We start from the raw sequence: 17000 nt of genomic DNA, 5'->3' as shown, positions 1-17000 counted from the left end.
CTGTAAGCTCTCATCACAAAAACGCTTTGCTGGGGATGCGACGGAATCCGCTCGCCCATAGTGCCGCCTTCGCGCGAACAGATCATCAAACAAAAACTTCGATGCTACGGCCGACATTCGCGGATCGAAAAAATTCCGACAAATTGGTCCTCCCCCAGCCCCCCACGGAAGTAGGCATTCGCTGGCGCAAACCATCTTCGCGCCCCTATACTGGCGGCTCACTCCCAGGAGCCACTATGTTCAAAGCAATTGGCCTCATCGTCGTTCTGGCTGTCGCTGCGATCCTTCTCCTCACGTTTACCAGGCCGAGCAGCTTCCGAGTCGAGCGCTCCACCACCATCGCCGCTCCGCCCGAAAAGATCTCCGCACTCATCGACGACTTCCATCAATGGAACGCCTGGTCGCCCTGGGCGCACCTCGATCCCGACATGAAGACCACCTACTCTGGCCCATCCAGTGCCGTCGGTTCCGTCTACGAGTGGGAAGGGAACAGCAAAGTAGGCAAGGGCCGCATGGAGATCCTCGCCATCGAACCCGCAAAAACCACCATCAAAATCGACTTCCTCAAACCCTTCGAAAGCCACAGCACAGCCGACTTCGTGCTCGAACCGCAAGGCTCCGACACCCGCGTCAACTGGATCATGAACGGCCCGATGAGGTTCTTCCCCGGCAGAGTGATGAGCGTCTTCACCTCGATGGACAAGGTGGTAGGCCCCGACTTCGACAAAGGTCTCGCCAACATGAAAGCCGCGGCGGAACACCCATAATCAGCAGCAGCTTCAGATAGGACTAGCCCCAATGTCTGACAAGATCCGCTCAGCTCAGCTGCTCTGATCGCGCAGCGCCATTTTTTGGTGCAACTCTGTTTTTTCGATTGTGCCTTACCCGAGCCGGTGCTACAACGTCGCATGCATGACACACCTGTTATCCCGCCTCCCTTACAGGACCTCGCGTCCTCGCATGCCAACTCTCAACCCAACCTCAACCAACATAACCGCCGCAAGTTTCTGAGCCAGATCGGGGGAACACTGGCCGCCGGGGCGCTCGCATCCCCTGTCTTTGCGTCGGCGCAGTCCGGCTCCGAAGAGTCTCCCACATCAGCGAAGGTCCAGACTACGTCGAACACCTTCGGCATACCAGGCAATCCGCGCGTTCAAGCGTCGTTCGCAATCCGTCTTAAGGCGGCGATCGCTCAGGCTCTTGTTCCGCTCCTCCCATCAAACCAACGGCGATCAGCACCTTTATTCCGATGCCTCGGCAACCTACACCAAAGTTGTCCTTCAGGATTCGATCGGCCTGGTAAATCCCGCCGCATATCGAACCTTCACGACCGCTCTGGCCAGCGGCAAACCATCGGACTTCGAGAACATCATCATCGGAGGAACCCGCCCCCTGAACGGGCCGCAGGGCGGATTAGCCTTCACGCTCGAGGGAACCGACTCGCATCAGTTTGGCAGTTCGCCCTCTCCTCACAACCAGGAGACTCAAGTCGTCGTCCCAGCTCCACCTGCCTTCTCCAGCCCTGCCTGGGGTACAGAGCTTGCCGAACTCTACTGGTGTTCGCTGCTGCGCGACACAGCATTCACCGACTACCCCACAAGCCCCATAGCCGCCGCGGCCTGCGCCGAGCTGACCAGCATGCCCAGCTATGCGGGCCCACGAACCCATTCCGGTCAGGTCACTCCGAATCTACTCTTCCGCGGCCACTATCCGGGCGAGACACTTGGGCCTTACATCTCGCAGCTCATCATCACGCCCAGCTTCTTCGGAGCGATGCCACTTACCAATCAGTTCATCACCTATCAGGCCGGTCTCAACTACATGCTGGACCCTGTTTCATTCCTGCAAGTCCAGAATGGGATCACTACCGGCTTGTCCAATCAGCCCGACCCCACCCTGCGTTTCCTGCACGATGGCCGCGGACTCTGTGCCTGGACGCGCGTTGACGTACTCTTCCAGGCATACTTCATCGCGTTTCTCGTAATGAACACACTCGGTGTGCCACTGAACCCGGGCAATCCCTACGTAACCTCCCGCACCCAGACCGGATTCGACACCCTCGGCGGACCAGACATCTCCGCAACCATCGGCGAAGTCTCGGCGCGTGTTCTCGACACCGTCTGGTATCAAAAGTGGTTCGTTCATCTGCGTCCACGGCCTGAGTCCAGCGGTGGCATCGCCTACCTCACCAAGACCGACCAGTTGGGCAGCATTCAGGCTCGACTCAACAACAACTTCCTCAACTCGCAGGCGCTCAAAGCCAGCTATGACGCCAACAACAGCTGGTTTCTCTCGCAGCCCTTCCCCGAGGGAGCACCCGCTCATCCCGCCTACCCCACCGGTCACGGCGTGGTCGCCGGAGCCTGCATCACCGTTCTGAAGTTCTTCTACGATGGACACTTCGTCATTCCCAATCCGCTGGTGCCTGCACCCGACGGTCTTTCCGTCAACCCCTACACCGGCCCTGACGCAGGCAGTCTCACCATCAACGGTGAGCTCAACAAACTCGCGCACAACATCAGCTTCGGCCACGGCATTCACGCCGGCATCCACTGGCGCAGCGATAGCGATGACTCCATCCTCCTCGGAGAGGCCTTCGCCATCAGCTTCCTGCAGGACAAGATCCGCGTCTATAACGAAAAACTAACAGTGCACTTCACCAAGCTGGACGGATCCATCGCCACCATCTCCAATCAATAGGCGGGTCCGCGAAGACAACGCCGATTTGCATCCCGTAGCATCACAAGCCACTGAGTTAGAACAATCAGAGAGGATGCTATGGCCACTGCGTCAGGAACAAACATCGTGCTTGTTCACCGCACATTCGCGGACGCATCGAGCTGGTCGAAGGTCATCCCGCTCCCGCACGAGACGGGCTATCACACCGTCGCGGTACAGAATCCGATGACCTCACTGCCCGACGAAACGGCCTTCTCCAAAAGAATCATCGCGCTGCAGGCACACCGCAGCACCGTCACCTCGATTTGAAATTCGTCCTCCCTCCAAAATCTAAAGATTGTGCAATCACGCGAGCTCAAACTTTTCAAAACTCGCACTATACAATAAGTAACCTATTATATAAGCTATTACCTATGCAAGAACTCGACACAAAATTCGCGGCCCTGGCGGATCCAACGCGTCGAGCGATTCTGGCGAGACTCTCGCAGGGCGAGGCGACCGTCAACGAACTGGCACGACCCTTCGAGATGACGCAGCCGGCGATCTCACAACATCTCAAAGTGCTCGAAGATGCCGGGCTGATCACCCAACGGGTGGAAGGCACCAGGCGCCCGCGTCGCCTCGCAAAGCAGGGAATCGAGGCCATGGATCAGTGGCTCGGAATGCTTCGCACCGCGTTTGAGAAGAACTACGACCGGCTGGACGGAGTTCTGGCCGACATAACCAAACAGAAGAAAGGAAGAAAACGATGAGCAAAATGACGTTGACCACCGAAGGCGACACCCATGTAATCGTGACAAGGCGCTTCGCTGCGCCGCCGGAAGCCTTGTATCGCGCACACACCGATCCCGAGTTGATCCGGAAATGGCTGCTCGGCCCTGAAGGCTGGAGCATGCCCGTCTGCATCAACGAAGCCAGGCCCGGAGGGAAGTTCCGTTACGAATGGACGAACGGCAAAGGCGCCGGATTCCATATCACTGGCGAGCTTCTTGAAATGAACCCCTACAGCAGAATCGTCCATGTCGAGCGTATGCATCTGCCGGATCCGACGCCGGACAACCACGTCGAAACCACCTTCGACCGAGACGGCGAAGGAACCTTGATGAAGATGCGGATGACTCTGCCTGACGAGAAAACGCGAGCCATGATGCTTGCGACCGGCATGGAGAGCGGGATGGAAGCGAGCTACGTGCGCCTCGACGCAATGATCTAGTGTGCTTGCTGCGCGAACCCACGGGCAAGGAACAAAACGAGCTTCCCAGTCCCGTGGGGATACGCGTTTCTGCCCTGGGTCTATAACCCAAACAAGCAGGTCGCACAGCCACTTGAACTAACCCCGCAGCCGGGACCTCCAGGCGACCCGCACTCTCTCCAAAGCTTCTCCCAGTTCCAGATCCCATCCGACACCCCGTGCGTCAACGGAAATCCGAGCTGATGCGCCAGCATGCAAACCTGCCCGCGGTGATGAGCTTCATGAGCGATCATGTAGCAAAGCATCTCCACGCCAACCGGCCACGCCGGAGCCCACCCGTCCCTGCGAAACTTCTCGATGCGGCCGCCCTCACCACCCAGCGCTTCGGCCAGCATCTCCTCGCAACGTGCCGCGCTCTCGGCCAATCCCTCACGCGCCTGCTGGGGTGTGCAGTGCGCGCGGTTCAGCTGCAGTGGAACCTTCAGATGCGGAGCCGTAAGCCTCACCCACTTGCAGCGGACGTTATGCATGTGCGTGAAAATCGCCACAAGAGTGCGAGTCTTGGCAGGAGGCTTGGCCCTCCACGCCGCAGGATCAAGATGTTCGATCAGCATCTGGTTCATGCGATCGTTGGCCGCAAAGATCTGCACCGGCGCCCGGCCAGGCTGTGTGTGAACTTCGTGTTCACGCATGGTCAAACAACTGCGTTCGCGACCGCCGGTGCCGGAGTCGCCGCACGGATCCGCATCGGCTGCCGCTTCCAGTACGTCAGCGAACGCCACACCCACTCCATCGGGCCAAACTCGAAGTACCGCAGCCAGATCGAGCTGAATGCCATATTGAAGATCCACATTCCCAGCACTGCATAGTAGATCTTGTAGTACTCCACATAGCCGTACCAGTGCCAGGTGCCCCACACGAAGATCGTCTTCATCGTGAGGCTCGTCAGCAGATAGTTCGACAACGCCATCTGCCCCACCGACGCAACCCGCGCCAGCAGCCACTTGAACACTCCCGTCTTCAACAAAATCAGCAGCAGCGCCGCATTCCCCAATGCTCCTACAATCCTCCCTATGTCATACGGAGCCTGCATCCAGATCAAAGTTTTGAACATGTCGAAGTGTCCCGCCCAGGCCCTCCATGCGCCTATCCCCGTCACAGCCCATCCCACCCCAAGTCCGATCACAGCGATCCACGCGTAGGTCTTGATGCTCAAGCGGCCAGGCAAAAATCCATTCTTGTACAGAGCCATGCCGAGAAGCATCAACCCAACCCAGTCGCCGAATCCGAAGTACGCTCCCTTCAACTCGCCCATCAAAACGTTGCCGGCCACGTGCCCCTGCGCCTTCCAATACCCCTTCTGCATCGCGGCGATATCTTCGTACTTCTTCTTGTCAGGTGCACGCCATCTGTCCTGCGTACTCTGCCACTTCTTCAGATCGCCGATCTCGTCCTCGGTCAGCGTCTGGTGTTGCGCCAGCTTCGCATTGGCCTTCGCCGCCGCCTGCTTCGCACTATACGAGCTGCCATACTGCCCCCCATCATCAACACGGAGTTGAGAAACAGAATGATTCCCGCCGTCCACATCAGCCGCTTCACCCGAACATTGCGGAAGGGGAACAGGAACAGCAGCGCCGCCACGCCGTAGTAAAACAGGATGTCGCCGTCCCAGATCAAATATCCGTGCAGCATCCCAATCAGCACCAGCCATATGTTCCGCCGCGTAAAGATGTCTGCCGCCTTGATCCCCGCCCCACGCGCCAAAGCCCGCTCCGTCAACAGGATTACACCGGCGCCGAACAGCATCGAAAACAGCGCACGCATCTTGCCCTCGGCAAAGATCCAGCGCAGAAACCACACGGCGGTGTTGATCTTCCAGTGTGGCCCACTGAAGACAGGCTTCACCGTGCTCAGAGGATACGCATAGTTATGAAATCCATAAGCGAATTCACAGATGTTCATCACCAAAATGCCCATCAGCGAAAAGCCCCGCAGCACATCCATGCTGCTGATCCGCTCCCCACGCGCTACGGGCCTCGTCGCGCTTAGCTCAGCGTGCGCCGGGCCAGCCAACTCCTCGGCAGCCCCGGGAGCAATCATGCCCTCATCAACACCCACTCCAGCAACACTCGCCATGCTTCCCTCCGGGAGCACTCGCAGTTCCTCTCGGCCCAGGCCGCGCGCGCGTCGATTCATCGCATTTTCACCCGAAGTATCCCACCCCGCCCCCGCCAATCAAGCGAAAAATCGCTTGCAAGAGCCCCTCAAACCCGCGATTTCAGGCACGGAACCACCGAGAAGCCTCTCGCCACCAACGAAGCGCAACCGGTTCGCACCACCAATCAATAGAAGAAAATACATTCGAAAAACTGGCGTATTTTTCATCTGCCTTTTTGATGGCGTTTATTCACCACGTTTACCACGCATTCCACCACGATTACGCCATCAAAAAACCACACTCAGCCGCCACGTTTTCGCAAAAACCCCCGCAAAATACACTCTTTCAGCTCCATAAAAAAATCGCTGACCGCCACATTTTGCATCCAACTACCCATGGCCTCCTCCCCCACCCCGCCGCCTGAAAAAAGACAGGCCTTCTGCAGCCCCTCCTGCTAATCGTCATCGCCTGCGTCATCGCTGGAGCGATCGCTGTCTTTCTCATCCTGCGCCCAAATCCGAATGGCAAAGGGCAGACCAACCCCACCGCCACCCCGGCAGCCCAGCAATGACGCCCCCTTTCGCAACGCAAACAAAAGGCAGACTCAAAAGAGTCTGCCTTTCAGCTTGAACCAGGTCCACATCAACGATCTCCGCCGAAGAGGGCCCGTCAGTGAAACAGGGAACTAGCGGGCGCCACGCAGAACAACAGCCAGATTGACCGGAACCGCAGCAGGCTGGTCATCCAATGTGCCCGGAGTGAAGCGATACTGACTGACCGCGGCCAAAACATTGCGATCCATCACTGGGTTGACCGACTGAACGATCTTCAGATCCGTCGGCTTACCGCTCGGGTCGACCGTCATCGCAACAACAGCGGTTCGCTCAAACTGGGTCAAGGGCGAGAAGTCAGCGTCTGATGCGACCCCGACGGTGTAAACCAACTTGGGAGCATTGACTCCGGTGGAGATCCGCACAGGGGTAACGGTTGAAGTAGACCCGCGATCCGACTCGGAGGCAGTAGGCGTTGGGGCAACCAGTTCAGCGCGCAGGGTGACGGCAGAGGTCTGGGTTTTTGCAGGCGAATTTGCCTGCGCGTGAAGCAACATGGGGGACAGGGCGAGGGTGGCCACAATGATTCGACGCATATTATCAATTCCTAGGGCATGTGTGCCCATCACCACAATAAAGCAAATCAAATACGATTGTCAATAAAAATGTCTGCCAAAATACAAGCCATTTATATGCAGAGACTTACTTGGGCATAAAACACAAAACAAAAAAAGATTCACAATGTTCGCATTAATCTATATTCGCTCTATATTCGATTCATGACTTGGAAAGCTATTGAAAACCCTTGTAGCGCCGCAAAAAGAACCTCCGCCACCTTGTACAGGGGCAAAAGACATGCATTTGGCGGGAAAAATGGATGTCAACCCCCAAACGCCCTAAAACCCGCGTCCAGTAAGGCTTTTCGCGTGGCGTATAAGTTATGTGCCATCCTGTAAAATTGAACTTAGGGTGAAGAACCAAAGACGTCGCGCACTGGTGCCAAAGCTATAACCCAAATGGAATGAAATATTTGCCTGTAAGCCCTTTGCTATGAATATTTTATAGTGGGGTTAAATCGTAAGTAGCTGAAAAAGCGATACTTGAGTGGTACAACCCCCGGAGGTACCCCCGCGGGAGTCTCGGGCGTCCATTTGTATCGCTTCCGCCAAAGTACCCAAAGGTTTCCGCAACGCTGCTAACATCCAATTCAATGAAAGTTCTGGTCATCGACATCGGGGGCACCAATATAAAGGTCGCCTCGACAGATATGCGCGTCCCTATCAAGATCCCTCCGGTCCTGCCATGACCGCCGAACAGATGACGAAGGATGTCCTTGCCGCTACCGCCGGCTGGACCTACGACTGCGTCTCCATCGGCTACCCGGGTCCGGTCGTCCACCATCGTCCGATCGCCGAGCCCCATAACCTCGGCCCAGGCTGGATCGATTTTCCTTACGAGAAGGCATTCGGCAGGCCCCTCCGCTTCATCAACGACGCCGCGATGCAGGCTCTCGGTGGCTACAAGGGCGGCCGCATGCTCTTCCTCGGTACCGGCACCGGGCTGGGCTCGGCAATGATCTTCGATGACATTGTCATTCCGCTCGAACTCGCTCATCTGCCTTACAAAAAGGGGCTGACCTACGAACAGTACATCGGTCTCGTGGGCCTCGAACGTCGTGGAGTCAGGCGCTGGAGAAAGTCCGTCCTCGACATCATTAGCCGCCTCAAGGCCGCGATGGTCTGCGACACCGTGCTCCTCGGCGGTGGCAATGCCAAGATGATGAAGTCCCTGCCCAACCACGTGATCCTGGGTGCGAACACCAACGCGATCGACGGTGGCATCAAGCTTTGGCAAGACACCCCGCTTGACCCATCAGGCAACGGTCCCGCGCAACAACGTTCGACCAAGCCAACGTCAAAGGCCTGATCAGACTGGGAGCGTCGCAGGACGATTCGGCAATCGATCGTCAGGTTTCGGCGAGACCGCCTCGGCCGAACGCGTGCGAGCGGCGATCACGCCTGCTACCGGAGTCTGAAACAATCTTCACAGGAGAGATACCATGGCGAACAAGTATGGCGAGGCCGCTCTGATCGCGGCCCGCATGGATACTTACGGCAAGTCCATCACGCCCGCAGCTCGCTGGGAACAGGCGACCGCAAAACTCTATCCGACCAGCCCCTCGGCCCAGCGAAAGGGAGGCCCCCGGTTCGCCTTCCTCAGTCTTTGCGAAGCCGGCTTGGTTAAAGGAATTCCTGCCGGGCAATATGCTCCATCCAACAAGGCCAAGGCATATGCTCTTCGTGCGGTAGCGCTTCTCAATGCAGGCCAGCACAAAACTGTCTCTACGCTCTGGGCTGAGGTCACCGACGGCGAGGACATCGCACACAACAGCCAGATGGACGTCGTTCTGGCTCTCTGGAAGAATGACCTGATCGTCCGCAGCGCTTAGGTCATCATTCGACGCTCCACAAGCCGATCGGATCGAACGTGTGGGTCTCCGTCGGAAAATGGAGGATCCTCCGGCATGTGGCAAGTGTCAATACCAGGTGAAATTAGCCGTCACCTGACCAGTGTCAGCTTCGTGGTCGTCTTTTTGATTGGATGAAGAGAATTTCCGCGTCGCATGCTCTCGCCAGAAGAGAAATTCCCGTATGCCGCAAGATCAAACTCTTGCGTCGGCGAAAAGTAAGAGTATCCTTCTCCCATCCAGCGAGACGTATCCGGCCACCCGGAAACCCAAACACGGAGGATCAGCTATGTTTCATCTGCTTTGGACGGCTCTCATCGGTCTCATTGTCGGCGCGCTTGCCAAGCTCATCATTCCAGGCAAAGAGCCCGGCGGCATCTTCATTACCATGTTGATCGGTATAGCAGGGTCTTTCCTCGGAACCTTCCTCGGCCGCGCTATTGGTCACTATGAGCCTGATCAGTCCGCTGGCTTTCTGATGTCGCTTGTCGGCGCCCTTATCTTGTTGGGCATCTATCACCTGATCAAACGTAGCCGGGCAACGACCTAGCAATCACAAGCAGTTTGAAGATTCAGCAGTTGTCGCGATCAGGGATACCTCCCTCGCGGATCGTCGTTGTGTCAAAAGTCCTCTACCGAACCAATCCGGTAACGGGCTCCGAGGCACGAGCGGCAGGGCCGTTGGCGTACTGCCGTATCACGTCACTGAACTCCGCCATCGCCACTGGTTTCGCAATGAAGTTGCCCTGCGCTTCGTCGCACTTCCTTCGCAACAAAAATCGCATCTGTTCATCGGTCTCGACCCCTTCGGCGACTACTTTAATATTTAGTCCGTGAGACATCGCGATGATAGTTCGAACTACAGCTGCGGCATTGGCGTCGGTTCCAGCCTTCTTCACGAAGCTCTGATCGATCTTCAGCCGGTCGACCTGATATTCGAGCAGGTACGAGAAGCTGCAGAATCCAGTGCCGAAGTCGTCAATGGAGATACGGACTCCCAGCTCCCTCATTCTCTGCAACTTGTCCAGAACATGCTCGGAGCTGACCATCAACATATTTTCCGTGATCTCGATCTGCAGTTTCTCGGGAGAGAGACCGCTCTTCGACAGCGAATGTTCGACAACAGCAACGAGATTCTTTTGTTGAAACTGCCGTGGTGACAGATTGATTGAAACCGTTAGATCCATGCCGAGCTCGTCCTGCAACGCCTTCCCCTCGCAACATGCGGTCATAAAGGCCCACTCCCCGATCGGCACAATCAGTCCAGTCTCTTCTGCCAATGGAATAAATTGCGATGGCGAGATGCTTCCCAATCTCGGATGATTCCAGCGGAGTAACGCTTCCATGCCGGTAACGGCTCCGGTGGTCAGCGAGATCTGTGGCTGATAATGCATGCTGAGTTCTTTATTGGTCAATGCGTGGCGCAGTGCATGCTCCATCGTCAGTCGCTCTGCGGTCTCCTTCAGCATGCTCTGGCTGAAGATCTGGAACTGGCTCCGTCCATTCTCCTTTGCCGCGTACATTGCCGAATCTGCCCGTTTAAGCAGGTGCTTGGCATCGCTTGCGAAGTCGGGGTAAATGCAGACTCCGACACTCGCGGTCACACGCACCAGGTGCTCTTCGATTGAGATCTCCGGAGATAACGCGGCTACTAGATTGGCTGCGCATTGTTCGACGTCGTCCACGTTGGTGATGTCCGGCATCACAACCACAAACTCGTCTCCACCTACCCGCGCCACCACATCGGTGCTGCGCACGGAGCGGCGCAGTCTCTGTGCAGCCTCGATCAAAATCGAGTCCCCAGCCGAATGTCCCAAGGAGTCGTTAATACGTTTAAAGTGATCTAGATCGATGACAAAGACCGCGACCTTGGTTCCATAGCGTCGTGCCAGTTCCACCGTTTGGACAGTCTTGTCCTGCAAAAGCGCGCGCCCTGTCAGTCCCGTCAATTGATCATGCGTGGCCAGATGGGTGACATACTCCATCATCTGGCGTCTATCCGTGATATCGAATGCGATGCTCACAAAGCCGCTTACCTCTCCGGCCTCGGTGGTTACCGCTCTCATGGCCAGATTGATTGGCGTTCGTGCGCCGTCGCGTCTGACCAGTGTCCACTCTTGCTGCTCCATCTTTCCCGCTGCTGTCCTCGTCGTCAGAACTTCGAACCCATACTTTTCCAATGTCGCGGCAGAGTCGATCGCGACCGCCCTACCCAATAGCTCTCGCTCGTCGTGCAGCACCGTCAGTGAAGCCTTCCCGACTAATTCCTCGCGGCGATACCCAGTCAGCTTCTCTGCTTCCCCGTTCATTGCCGTAATCATTCCGGCGATATCGGTCGCGACGATGCTGAAGGGTGCGTTCTGAAAGACAGAGTCCGTGTACTCCGCCAGGTGGGCATATCGCTCCTGGGTCGCCTTGGCTTCGCTGATATCGCTGAAGGTGATAGCCAGTCCATCTCCGAGCTTGACGACCTGGGTTCGCAACCAGGTTGCCTTGACGGTCGCGTAACTTACAGGAAACTCTTCATTGAGTGATTCTCCTGTCTCGACAACCCTGCAAAACCTCGCGAACATCGGTCCCGTGGCCTTAATCGGAGTTACTGAACACAGAGTCTGTCCCAGGAGCTCGGAACGTGATCGTTGTAACAGTCCCTCGACGTTGGCATTGACGTACAGAATTCGGAAGTCTACGATCCTGCCTACTTCATCTCGTACGGATTCAAAGAGCCCGAAGGCATCCAGGCTGGTCTCAGCGGCTGCCAGAAACTGCGAATGCGCCTGCTCGGCCCCTCTTAGCTTATCGAGGCGACTATATTCGCGCCACAGCGCCCAAACTGCAACGGCAGTGCCAGACATCGCAATAAAGATAGCGCTCAACTTTCCGAACTCGGCCCCATGGTCGACTCGCCAGAGCTGTGCCACCGCCAGCGAAATCGGCGCCGCTGAGAGAATTGTCTTCCAAATCCAGGACCGCTGGGATTCGAGCGCAGAAGCCTTCAAGAAATACCTCGAAATACAAGCCAGAATAGTGCCAGCATCGTGCTTCTAAACTCCGACCGCCAACGTAACCGGACGAAACAACTTCTTTCGCGATCAAAATGAGTGATCCATCTGCCCGTTGTAAACGTTTGACTTCGACTTTTATACCGCAGCGATACCAAATGCAGTCTATTCGTTCCTCGCAGCCTGGGATCAACTTTTTTGATTCCATCTCGATTGAAAGAGCGCAACGATCTCTCCGTCACACTAATCCTGAGACATCCAGCCATGCATTTCCATCCAGTTCGCAAGCAGCGTCGGATAGATGGCTAGCTCTGACATTCCTTTCATTCCCTGAGCCATTCCCGTTCCATGCTGCCCGCGTTCGAAGATGTGCAGCTCCACCGGCACGCCGGCGTGCTTTAATGCGTCGTAGAATGCCGTCGCATTCATAGGATTGACTGTCTGGTCGGCCGTAGTGGAGAAGATGAAGCAGGGAGAGGTATTCTTCGTTACCAGCTTCACTACGGAGACTGAGTCCAACATTGCCTTCGTCGGATGGTCGCCCAGTAGCCCTTCCATATTCGTCTTTCTCGGTATCGAATCGTCCATCGTGAATCGCCCATAGGACACAATCGCGAAGTCCGGCCGGTCGCTGACTCTATCAATAGGATCCTCAGCGCCTGAAGAGCCGTTATCATTCACCGCTGCCAGATAGCCCGCCAGGTGACCGCCCGCCGAGAAGCCCCACAGGCCAATCTTGTCCTTCGCAACTCCCAGCTCTGCTGCGTGGCTGCGCACATAGCGCATGGACCGTGCGCCATCGAGCATCGGAGAAGGGAAGTGGTATCGCGGCCCTAGCCGGTATTCCAACACGAAAGCTGTCACGCCATGCGCATTCAGCCAACGGGCCTCCTCCCCACCTTCCTTTTCGATCGCCAGATGGACATATCCGCCCCCTGGCATCACGATTACTGCCGAATGCAAGCCAGCCCCCGGTGCTGGATACACATACATCTTTGGAACGTCTCCGTCGCCGTCTCCTAATGCACCGGGCGCTCCGTTTGGCCATAGCACGACAGTCTTTGCGAATCCCAAGGGAGGCTTCGTCACGGTTGCTGCGACCGAGGAGTGACCAGGTGTAGCAGCCGTAGCCGAGTTTGAGGCGCACCCCACTCCGAGGAGCGCACAGAAACAACCAGCTGCCGGCCAAAGAAGTTGTCTCATCGTTCCGTCAAGATACATGCTTCAACCCACTGCCGTTGGCAAAATACGAGATGGCGGAGCTGCATCGTCAGGCCTTAGAATCTGCGGTGGACATCTCGGTTCTCGATTTCACCGCCGTCGACGACTCTACTCGGTTTCGTCCCAGATACTTGGCACGATACAGCGCGTGATCGGAGGCCGTTAGTAAAGATATCACCGCAGTGTTCCGGTTCGGTACCTCCGCCGCCACACCCACGCTGATGGTTTGGATTCCGAGTTGGTTTCCCGAGTGCGGCACCTTCAGGGTTGCGACAGCCTCGCGGACATTCTCAGCCACTCGCAATGCAACTTCGATCGTCGTGTTCGGCAGGATCACGGCAAACTCTTCGCCCCCAAAACGTGCTGCGATCTCAGCTTTACCTTGTAATGCACTTGCAATCACCTTCGCGATGCAGCGCAGACATTCATCCCCGCCAACATGTCCATAGAGGTCGTTATACGCTTTGAAAAGATCCACATCGATCAGCAGCAGCGCCAGCGGTTGCTCATTGCGCATTGCCCGGTACCATGCCTCCTCGAGCCTTTCATCAAAGGCACGTCGGTTCGCGAGACCGGTGAGGGAATCCGCGTTGGCCAGCTCGCGGTATCGCAGTTCGCTCTTCTGCAACGAAATCTCGAGCGCTTTGCGCTCCTCGAGCAGAGCTGCCACCGGGAAGAAGGTGAATAGCGCCACGGCAAGAAAGATTTGCTCAATCACAATCTTGTGGAGCAGATTTGTACCGGTGATCAGCATCAACGGCCCGTGTCCGGTGACAGTGAACCAGATCGAGATCAGTGCAATCACAAACACCGCTAGCACCGTGCCTGGGAAACCCAATCGGAACACCACAAGCAACAGCGCGGGAAAGATAAAGAAGATGAGCGGGTCTTTGCTGTGGCTGAACACTAGCGCCGTAGCGGCCGCCGGAACCATTAGTAACAACAGTGTTCTCGGCAGCTCCTGACTTCGCAGCATCGTAAAGAAGCCTGGCCGCTGCAAGATAAAGACTAGGGGCGCGATGATCGCCATCCCTAACACATCACCCAGGTACCAGGTGCGAAACAGCATCCACCAGGGGCCCGCCTTCACAAAGAGCAACGTCCACGAAGCTCCCAAAGCACTGGTCAGCGCCGTCGCCGCAACGACCGCGACGCCAAGAAAGCCCAGCAGGGGAAGGCGCTTCGTCAGCTGCAGAGGATTGCCGAACCAGCGCGTCAACAGCACAGATGAGGTGATCACTTCCACGGAGTTGGCTACTGACACGCCGATCGCCAGCCGCAACGGGTCGCCGTAGATCACATCGGCCAGAGTATCGGCCAGGAAACCGGCAATGAAATAAGGAATCCAGGTATTTTTCGGCCGCGTAACCACCAGCGCAAATAAAAGTCCGTTGGTAAACCAGATCGTCGCAACTCCGTCCGACTGTCGCGAAAGCACGATTCCCAGCCAGGAAAAAGCAGCAGAGTAAAGAACGTGGCGGTCAGGTGTCGCCAGCGAATAGGCCCGGAGCGCGGATGTGCATCAGCGACTTCAGGAGCAGCACAATGAGCCAGCTCTACATCGAGTGACGCTTCGCCAACGCTCTTGCTTATGTCCATTGCATTCTCGTTCCAGCATTTTCCCAACGCTGTCAGCATACTGCAAGGAGAGCTGTCTAACACTTTATTGCCCAGAGCAACCCTTTCTTTCGCCTGCTTCTTCGGGGAATACGGCCTTTCAATTCCGAAGATCCGCCGGTGATTGCGAACGGCTCCAGAGACCGATGACGCAAAGATCACCCAAGCCGAAAATCTTCGTTCTGCAAGCGGTTCACTTGACTCCGACAAACCGGAATGCGGAAGCGCAGATTGAAACGATGACTCGATAGTAGCAAGTCAGAGATTTCTCGTCAGCAAAAACGTCAGGTCAAACGACTCCAGATTGAAACCCCACCAACCCGGTGTCGTCTAAACTCACATGACCGCCTCCCAACTACTCCGGCCTCTTGTGATGGTCGTTGTCTTACTCGCGTCCGGCCTGCGTGTTCCCAGCCTCGCCGCCCAACAAAAAATCTCTGCACCCGATCAGTCGCCTTCCACAGCGGCGGCGACGATCGCCGTCGACGCCCGGCTGGTCAATCTTCCCGTTGTCGTACGTGACAAAAGGGAGCACTTATCCAGAACCTTACAAAGGATGACTTCACCCTTGAGGTGGACAGTAAGCCCGAGACCATCCGGTACTTCGACAAGGACACTAACCTCCCGCTCACCCTCGGTCTCCTCGTCGACACCAGCCAGTCCCAGCGTAATGTTCTGGACGAAGAACGCACCGCCAGCAGTACCTTCCTGGACCAGATGCTGACCAAGCCGAAGGATCAGGCCTTCATCGTCCAGTTTGCGCGTCAAACGGAGCTGTTGCAGGACTTGACGACTTCGCGCCCGCTTCTCCAGAAGGCGCTCAAAGAGATCGATACTCCAAGCCCCGCATCCGCTGATGATGATAGCGACAGCCGGAGCCACAGCCGGGGAGGGACCGTTCTTTATGATGCTCTCTTTTGGCTTCCGACGAGTTGATGAGCAAGCAGACTGGCCGCAAAGCCGTGATCATCCTCTCCGACGGTGTCGACCGAAACAGCAAGGAAAATCTCGTCCGATCCATCGAAGCGGCCCAGCGAGCCGATACCATCATCTACGCCATTTACTTCAAAGGGGAAGAGTCCCATCCGCAGAACAATAACCCCCAGCGCGGCCACGGTGGCTACCCTGGCGGTGGCTTCCCCGGGGGTGGGTATCCTGGTGGTGGCTACCCAGGGGGCCGTGGCGGCTATCCGGGAGGAGGCAATGGTGGCAGCAACGGGGGAACTATCCCAGCCAAAGCCACGTCGACGGAAAGAAGATCCTCGAACGCATGGCACAGGAGACCGGCGGCCGCCTCTTTGAGGTAAAGAAAAATCAAGACGTCGCTCAGATCTATAACCAGATAGCGGAAGAGCTTCGAGCGCAGTACCGCCTTGGTTATACCCCGACCCAGAACGCGGCTTCGAACGGCTACCATCAGGTCGCAGTAGACATCCATCAGAAGGGTCTGGTCGTCCAGACCCGCGATGGTTACTATGCTGGAAAGTAATTCTCACCACCTCTCTCCCGCATACTTTTGCGTTCCTGCGTGATCTTCATGCATCATTTGTAGATATTGCATTGCATGTATATCCGGATCGCAGCCGGCGTCCTCACATGTCCTATTCTGCGAACAAGGTCTCTATGAACACGATACGTCGCATCACTAGCCGCACTGTCGGGGCAGTCCTTCTGGCGCTCATGATGACCTCACTTATTCCGGCCTCTGCACAGTCTGTCTTCATGGTCAACAGGAACCTCTACTCAGAGACCGCCAACGCCAGTGCTGACATTGCCGCCGCAATGATCACCGCCCATCGCGAGCACAAGCGCATCATCCTCGACTTCGGTGCAAATTGGTGCGGTGACTGTCAGGTCCTGGACTACTACTACCGCCAAAGTCCTAATGCGGAACTCCTCGCCAAGCACTTCCTTGTTGTGCACATCGATACCGGCCATGTAGACCATAACGTGGATGTGGCAAAGAAGTATCATGTTCCCATCGCTCATGGCATTCCTTCTCTCGCTGTCATCGACGCCCGCGGCAACCTCCTCTACGCCGAACACGAGAAGGAGTTCGAGCACACCAGCGTTGAAGCTGTTACAGCCTTCCTCAACCGGTGGAAGGCGTAAT

Annotated in this window: 19 protein-coding genes; 12 read left to right on the top strand and 7 right to left on the bottom strand. The window is 56.5% G+C overall.

Annotated features, from left to right (window positions below; translation table 11 throughout):
- Nucleotides 1–236: 236 nt before the first annotated feature.
- From RBB80_RS29950 to RBB80_RS29930, 5 genes are all read left to right on the top strand, one after another.
- Nucleotides 237–767 carry an SRPBCC family protein gene (locus tag RBB80_RS29950; RefSeq protein ID WP_433965791.1) on the top strand — a complete coding sequence of 177 codons (531 nt, stop codon included), beginning with the start codon at nucleotides 237–239 and terminating at the stop codon, nucleotides 765–767.
- Between the two features lie 433 nt (nucleotides 768–1200).
- Complete coding sequence (locus tag RBB80_RS29945) at nucleotides 1201–2700, top strand: vanadium-dependent haloperoxidase (protein ID WP_433965790.1); 1500 nt, start codon at nucleotides 1201–1203, stop codon at nucleotides 2698–2700.
- A 78-nt stretch (nucleotides 2701–2778) separates the two neighbouring features.
- Nucleotides 2779–2988 carry a hypothetical protein gene (locus tag RBB80_RS29940; protein WP_433965789.1) on the top strand — a complete coding sequence of 70 codons (210 nt, stop codon included), beginning with the start codon at nucleotides 2779–2781 and terminating at the stop codon, nucleotides 2986–2988.
- Nucleotides 2989–3092: 104 nt separating this feature from the next.
- Nucleotides 3093–3431, top strand: a complete 339-nt coding sequence (locus RBB80_RS29935) for an ArsR/SmtB family transcription factor (RefSeq protein WP_433965788.1) — start codon at nucleotides 3093–3095, stop codon at nucleotides 3429–3431.
- A complete protein-coding gene (locus RBB80_RS29930) occupies nucleotides 3428–3892 on the top strand; it encodes an SRPBCC domain-containing protein (RefSeq protein WP_433965787.1) in 465 nt (154 codons plus the stop codon). Before RBB80_RS29935 ends, RBB80_RS29930 begins: the two co-directional genes overlap by 4 nt.
- 80 nt (nucleotides 3893–3972) lie before the next feature.
- On the opposite strand, the gene RBB80_RS29925 is transcribed toward RBB80_RS29930, so the two are convergent.
- From RBB80_RS29925 to RBB80_RS29910, 4 genes are all read right to left on the bottom strand, one after another.
- Complete coding sequence (locus RBB80_RS29925; RefSeq protein ID WP_433965786.1) at nucleotides 3973–4563, bottom strand: DinB family protein; 591 nt, start codon at nucleotides 4561–4563, stop codon at nucleotides 3973–3975.
- Nucleotides 4564–4565: 2 nt separating this feature from the next.
- Entirely contained in the window at nucleotides 4566–5123 is a 558-nt protein-coding gene (locus RBB80_RS29920; RefSeq protein ID WP_433969965.1) for a DUF418 domain-containing protein, read from the bottom strand.
- A 206-nt stretch (nucleotides 5124–5329) separates the two neighbouring features.
- A complete protein-coding gene (locus RBB80_RS29915) occupies nucleotides 5330–6067 on the bottom strand; it encodes a DUF418 domain-containing protein (protein WP_433965785.1) in 738 nt (245 codons plus the stop codon).
- 647 nt (nucleotides 6068–6714) lie between these two features.
- The gene (locus tag RBB80_RS29910; protein ID WP_433965784.1) at nucleotides 6715–7176 is read right to left on the bottom strand and encodes a TonB family protein; all 462 of its coding nucleotides are present in this window, start codon (nucleotides 7174–7176) and stop codon (nucleotides 6715–6717) included.
- 721 nt (nucleotides 7177–7897) lie between these two features.
- On the opposite strand from RBB80_RS29910, the gene RBB80_RS29905 reads away from it, so the two are divergent.
- The 3 genes from RBB80_RS29905 to RBB80_RS29895 all read left to right on the top strand — a co-directional run bounded on the left by RBB80_RS29905 (nucleotide 7898) and on the right by RBB80_RS29895 (nucleotide 9597).
- Nucleotides 7898–8506 (top strand): ROK family protein, encoded by a 609-nt coding sequence (locus tag RBB80_RS29905; RefSeq protein ID WP_433965783.1) that lies wholly within the window; start codon nucleotides 7898–7900, stop codon nucleotides 8504–8506.
- Between the two features lie 133 nt (nucleotides 8507–8639).
- Complete coding sequence (locus RBB80_RS29900) at nucleotides 8640–9029, top strand: DUF6979 family protein (RefSeq protein ID WP_433965782.1); 390 nt, start codon at nucleotides 8640–8642, stop codon at nucleotides 9027–9029.
- A 307-nt stretch (nucleotides 9030–9336) separates the two neighbouring features.
- On the top strand, nucleotides 9337–9597 hold the full coding sequence (locus RBB80_RS29895; protein ID WP_179585077.1) for a GlsB/YeaQ/YmgE family stress response membrane protein: 261 nt from the start codon (nucleotides 9337–9339) through the stop codon (nucleotides 9595–9597).
- Between the two features lie 82 nt (nucleotides 9598–9679).
- On the opposite strand, the gene RBB80_RS29890 is transcribed toward RBB80_RS29895, so the two are convergent.
- From RBB80_RS29890 to RBB80_RS29880, 3 genes are all read right to left on the bottom strand, one after another.
- Complete coding sequence (locus RBB80_RS29890; protein WP_433965781.1) at nucleotides 9680–12046, bottom strand: EAL domain-containing protein; 2367 nt, start codon at nucleotides 12044–12046, stop codon at nucleotides 9680–9682.
- Between the two features lie 246 nt (nucleotides 12047–12292).
- Nucleotides 12293–13252 (bottom strand): alpha/beta hydrolase, encoded by a 960-nt coding sequence (locus tag RBB80_RS29885; RefSeq protein WP_433965780.1) that lies wholly within the window; start codon nucleotides 13250–13252, stop codon nucleotides 12293–12295.
- A 67-nt stretch (nucleotides 13253–13319) separates the two neighbouring features.
- On the bottom strand, nucleotides 13320–14765 hold the full coding sequence (locus RBB80_RS29880) for a diguanylate cyclase (protein WP_433969963.1): 1446 nt from the start codon (nucleotides 14763–14765) through the stop codon (nucleotides 13320–13322).
- Nucleotides 14766–15460: 695 nt separating this feature from the next.
- On the opposite strand from RBB80_RS29880, the gene RBB80_RS29875 reads away from it, so the two are divergent.
- The 4 genes from RBB80_RS29875 (at nucleotide 15461) to RBB80_RS29860 (ending at nucleotide 16999) form a co-directional block, all read left to right on the top strand.
- Nucleotides 15461–15823 (top strand): VWA domain-containing protein, encoded by a 363-nt coding sequence (locus RBB80_RS29875; RefSeq protein WP_433965779.1) that lies wholly within the window; start codon nucleotides 15461–15463, stop codon nucleotides 15821–15823.
- Nucleotides 15823–16194 (top strand): hypothetical protein, encoded by a 372-nt coding sequence (locus RBB80_RS29870; protein ID WP_433965778.1) that lies wholly within the window; start codon nucleotides 15823–15825, stop codon nucleotides 16192–16194. The genes RBB80_RS29875 and RBB80_RS29870 overlap by 1 nt, the downstream gene beginning before the upstream one ends.
- The gene (locus RBB80_RS29865) at nucleotides 16158–16376 is read left to right on the top strand and encodes a hypothetical protein (protein ID WP_433965777.1); all 219 of its coding nucleotides are present in this window, start codon (nucleotides 16158–16160) and stop codon (nucleotides 16374–16376) included. Before RBB80_RS29870 ends, RBB80_RS29865 begins: the two co-directional genes overlap by 37 nt.
- Before the next feature lie 134 nt (nucleotides 16377–16510).
- Entirely contained in the window at nucleotides 16511–16999 is a 489-nt protein-coding gene (locus RBB80_RS29860) for a thioredoxin family protein (protein WP_433965776.1), read from the top strand.
- Nucleotide 17000: the final 1 nt, after the last annotated feature.

The organism is Tunturiibacter gelidiferens, from assembly GCF_051013345.1.
In the GTDB taxonomy this organism is placed as follows: domain Bacteria; phylum Acidobacteriota; class Terriglobia; order Terriglobales; family Acidobacteriaceae; genus Edaphobacter; species Edaphobacter gelidiferens_A.
The sequence above is the reverse complement of the archived record's forward strand: the minus strand, read 5'-3'. Positions and strand labels throughout refer to the sequence as shown.

Coding starts and splice junctions, on each gene's coding strand:
- RBB80_RS29950 (WP_433965791.1), top strand. CDS start 237: ATGTTCAAAGCAATTGGCCTCATCGTCGTTCTGGCTGTCGCTGCGATC.
- RBB80_RS29940 (WP_433965789.1), top strand. CDS start 2,779: ATGGCCACTGCGTCAGGAACAAACATCGTGCTTGTTCACCGCACATTC.
- RBB80_RS29935 (WP_433965788.1), top strand. CDS start 3,093: ATGCAAGAACTCGACACAAAATTCGCGGCCCTGGCGGATCCAACGCGT.
- RBB80_RS29930 (WP_433965787.1), top strand. CDS start 3,428: ATGAGCAAAATGACGTTGACCACCGAAGGCGACACCCATGTAATCGTG.
- RBB80_RS29925 (WP_433965786.1), bottom strand. CDS start 4,563: ATGCGTGAACACGAAGTTCACACACAGCCTGGCCGGGCGCCGGTGCAG.
- RBB80_RS29920 (WP_433969965.1), bottom strand. CDS start 5,123: ATGGCTCTGTACAAGAATGGATTTTTGCCTGGCCGCTTGAGCATCAAG.
- RBB80_RS29915 (WP_433965785.1), bottom strand. CDS start 6,067: ATGAATCGACGCGCGCGCGGCCTGGGCCGAGAGGAACTGCGAGTGCTC.
- RBB80_RS29910 (WP_433965784.1), bottom strand. CDS start 7,176: ATGCGTCGAATCATTGTGGCCACCCTCGCCCTGTCCCCCATGTTGCTT.
- RBB80_RS29905 (WP_433965783.1), top strand. CDS start 7,898: ATGACGAAGGATGTCCTTGCCGCTACCGCCGGCTGGACCTACGACTGC.
- RBB80_RS29900 (WP_433965782.1), top strand. CDS start 8,640: ATGGCGAACAAGTATGGCGAGGCCGCTCTGATCGCGGCCCGCATGGAT.
- RBB80_RS29895 (WP_179585077.1), top strand. CDS start 9,337: ATGTTTCATCTGCTTTGGACGGCTCTCATCGGTCTCATTGTCGGCGCG.
- RBB80_RS29885 (WP_433965780.1), bottom strand. CDS start 13,252: ATGAGACAACTTCTTTGGCCGGCAGCTGGTTGTTTCTGTGCGCTCCTC.
- RBB80_RS29870 (WP_433965778.1), top strand. CDS start 15,823: ATGAGCAAGCAGACTGGCCGCAAAGCCGTGATCATCCTCTCCGACGGT.
- RBB80_RS29865 (WP_433965777.1), top strand. CDS start 16,158: ATGGCACAGGAGACCGGCGGCCGCCTCTTTGAGGTAAAGAAAAATCAA.
- RBB80_RS29860 (WP_433965776.1), top strand. CDS start 16,511: ATGAACACGATACGTCGCATCACTAGCCGCACTGTCGGGGCAGTCCTT.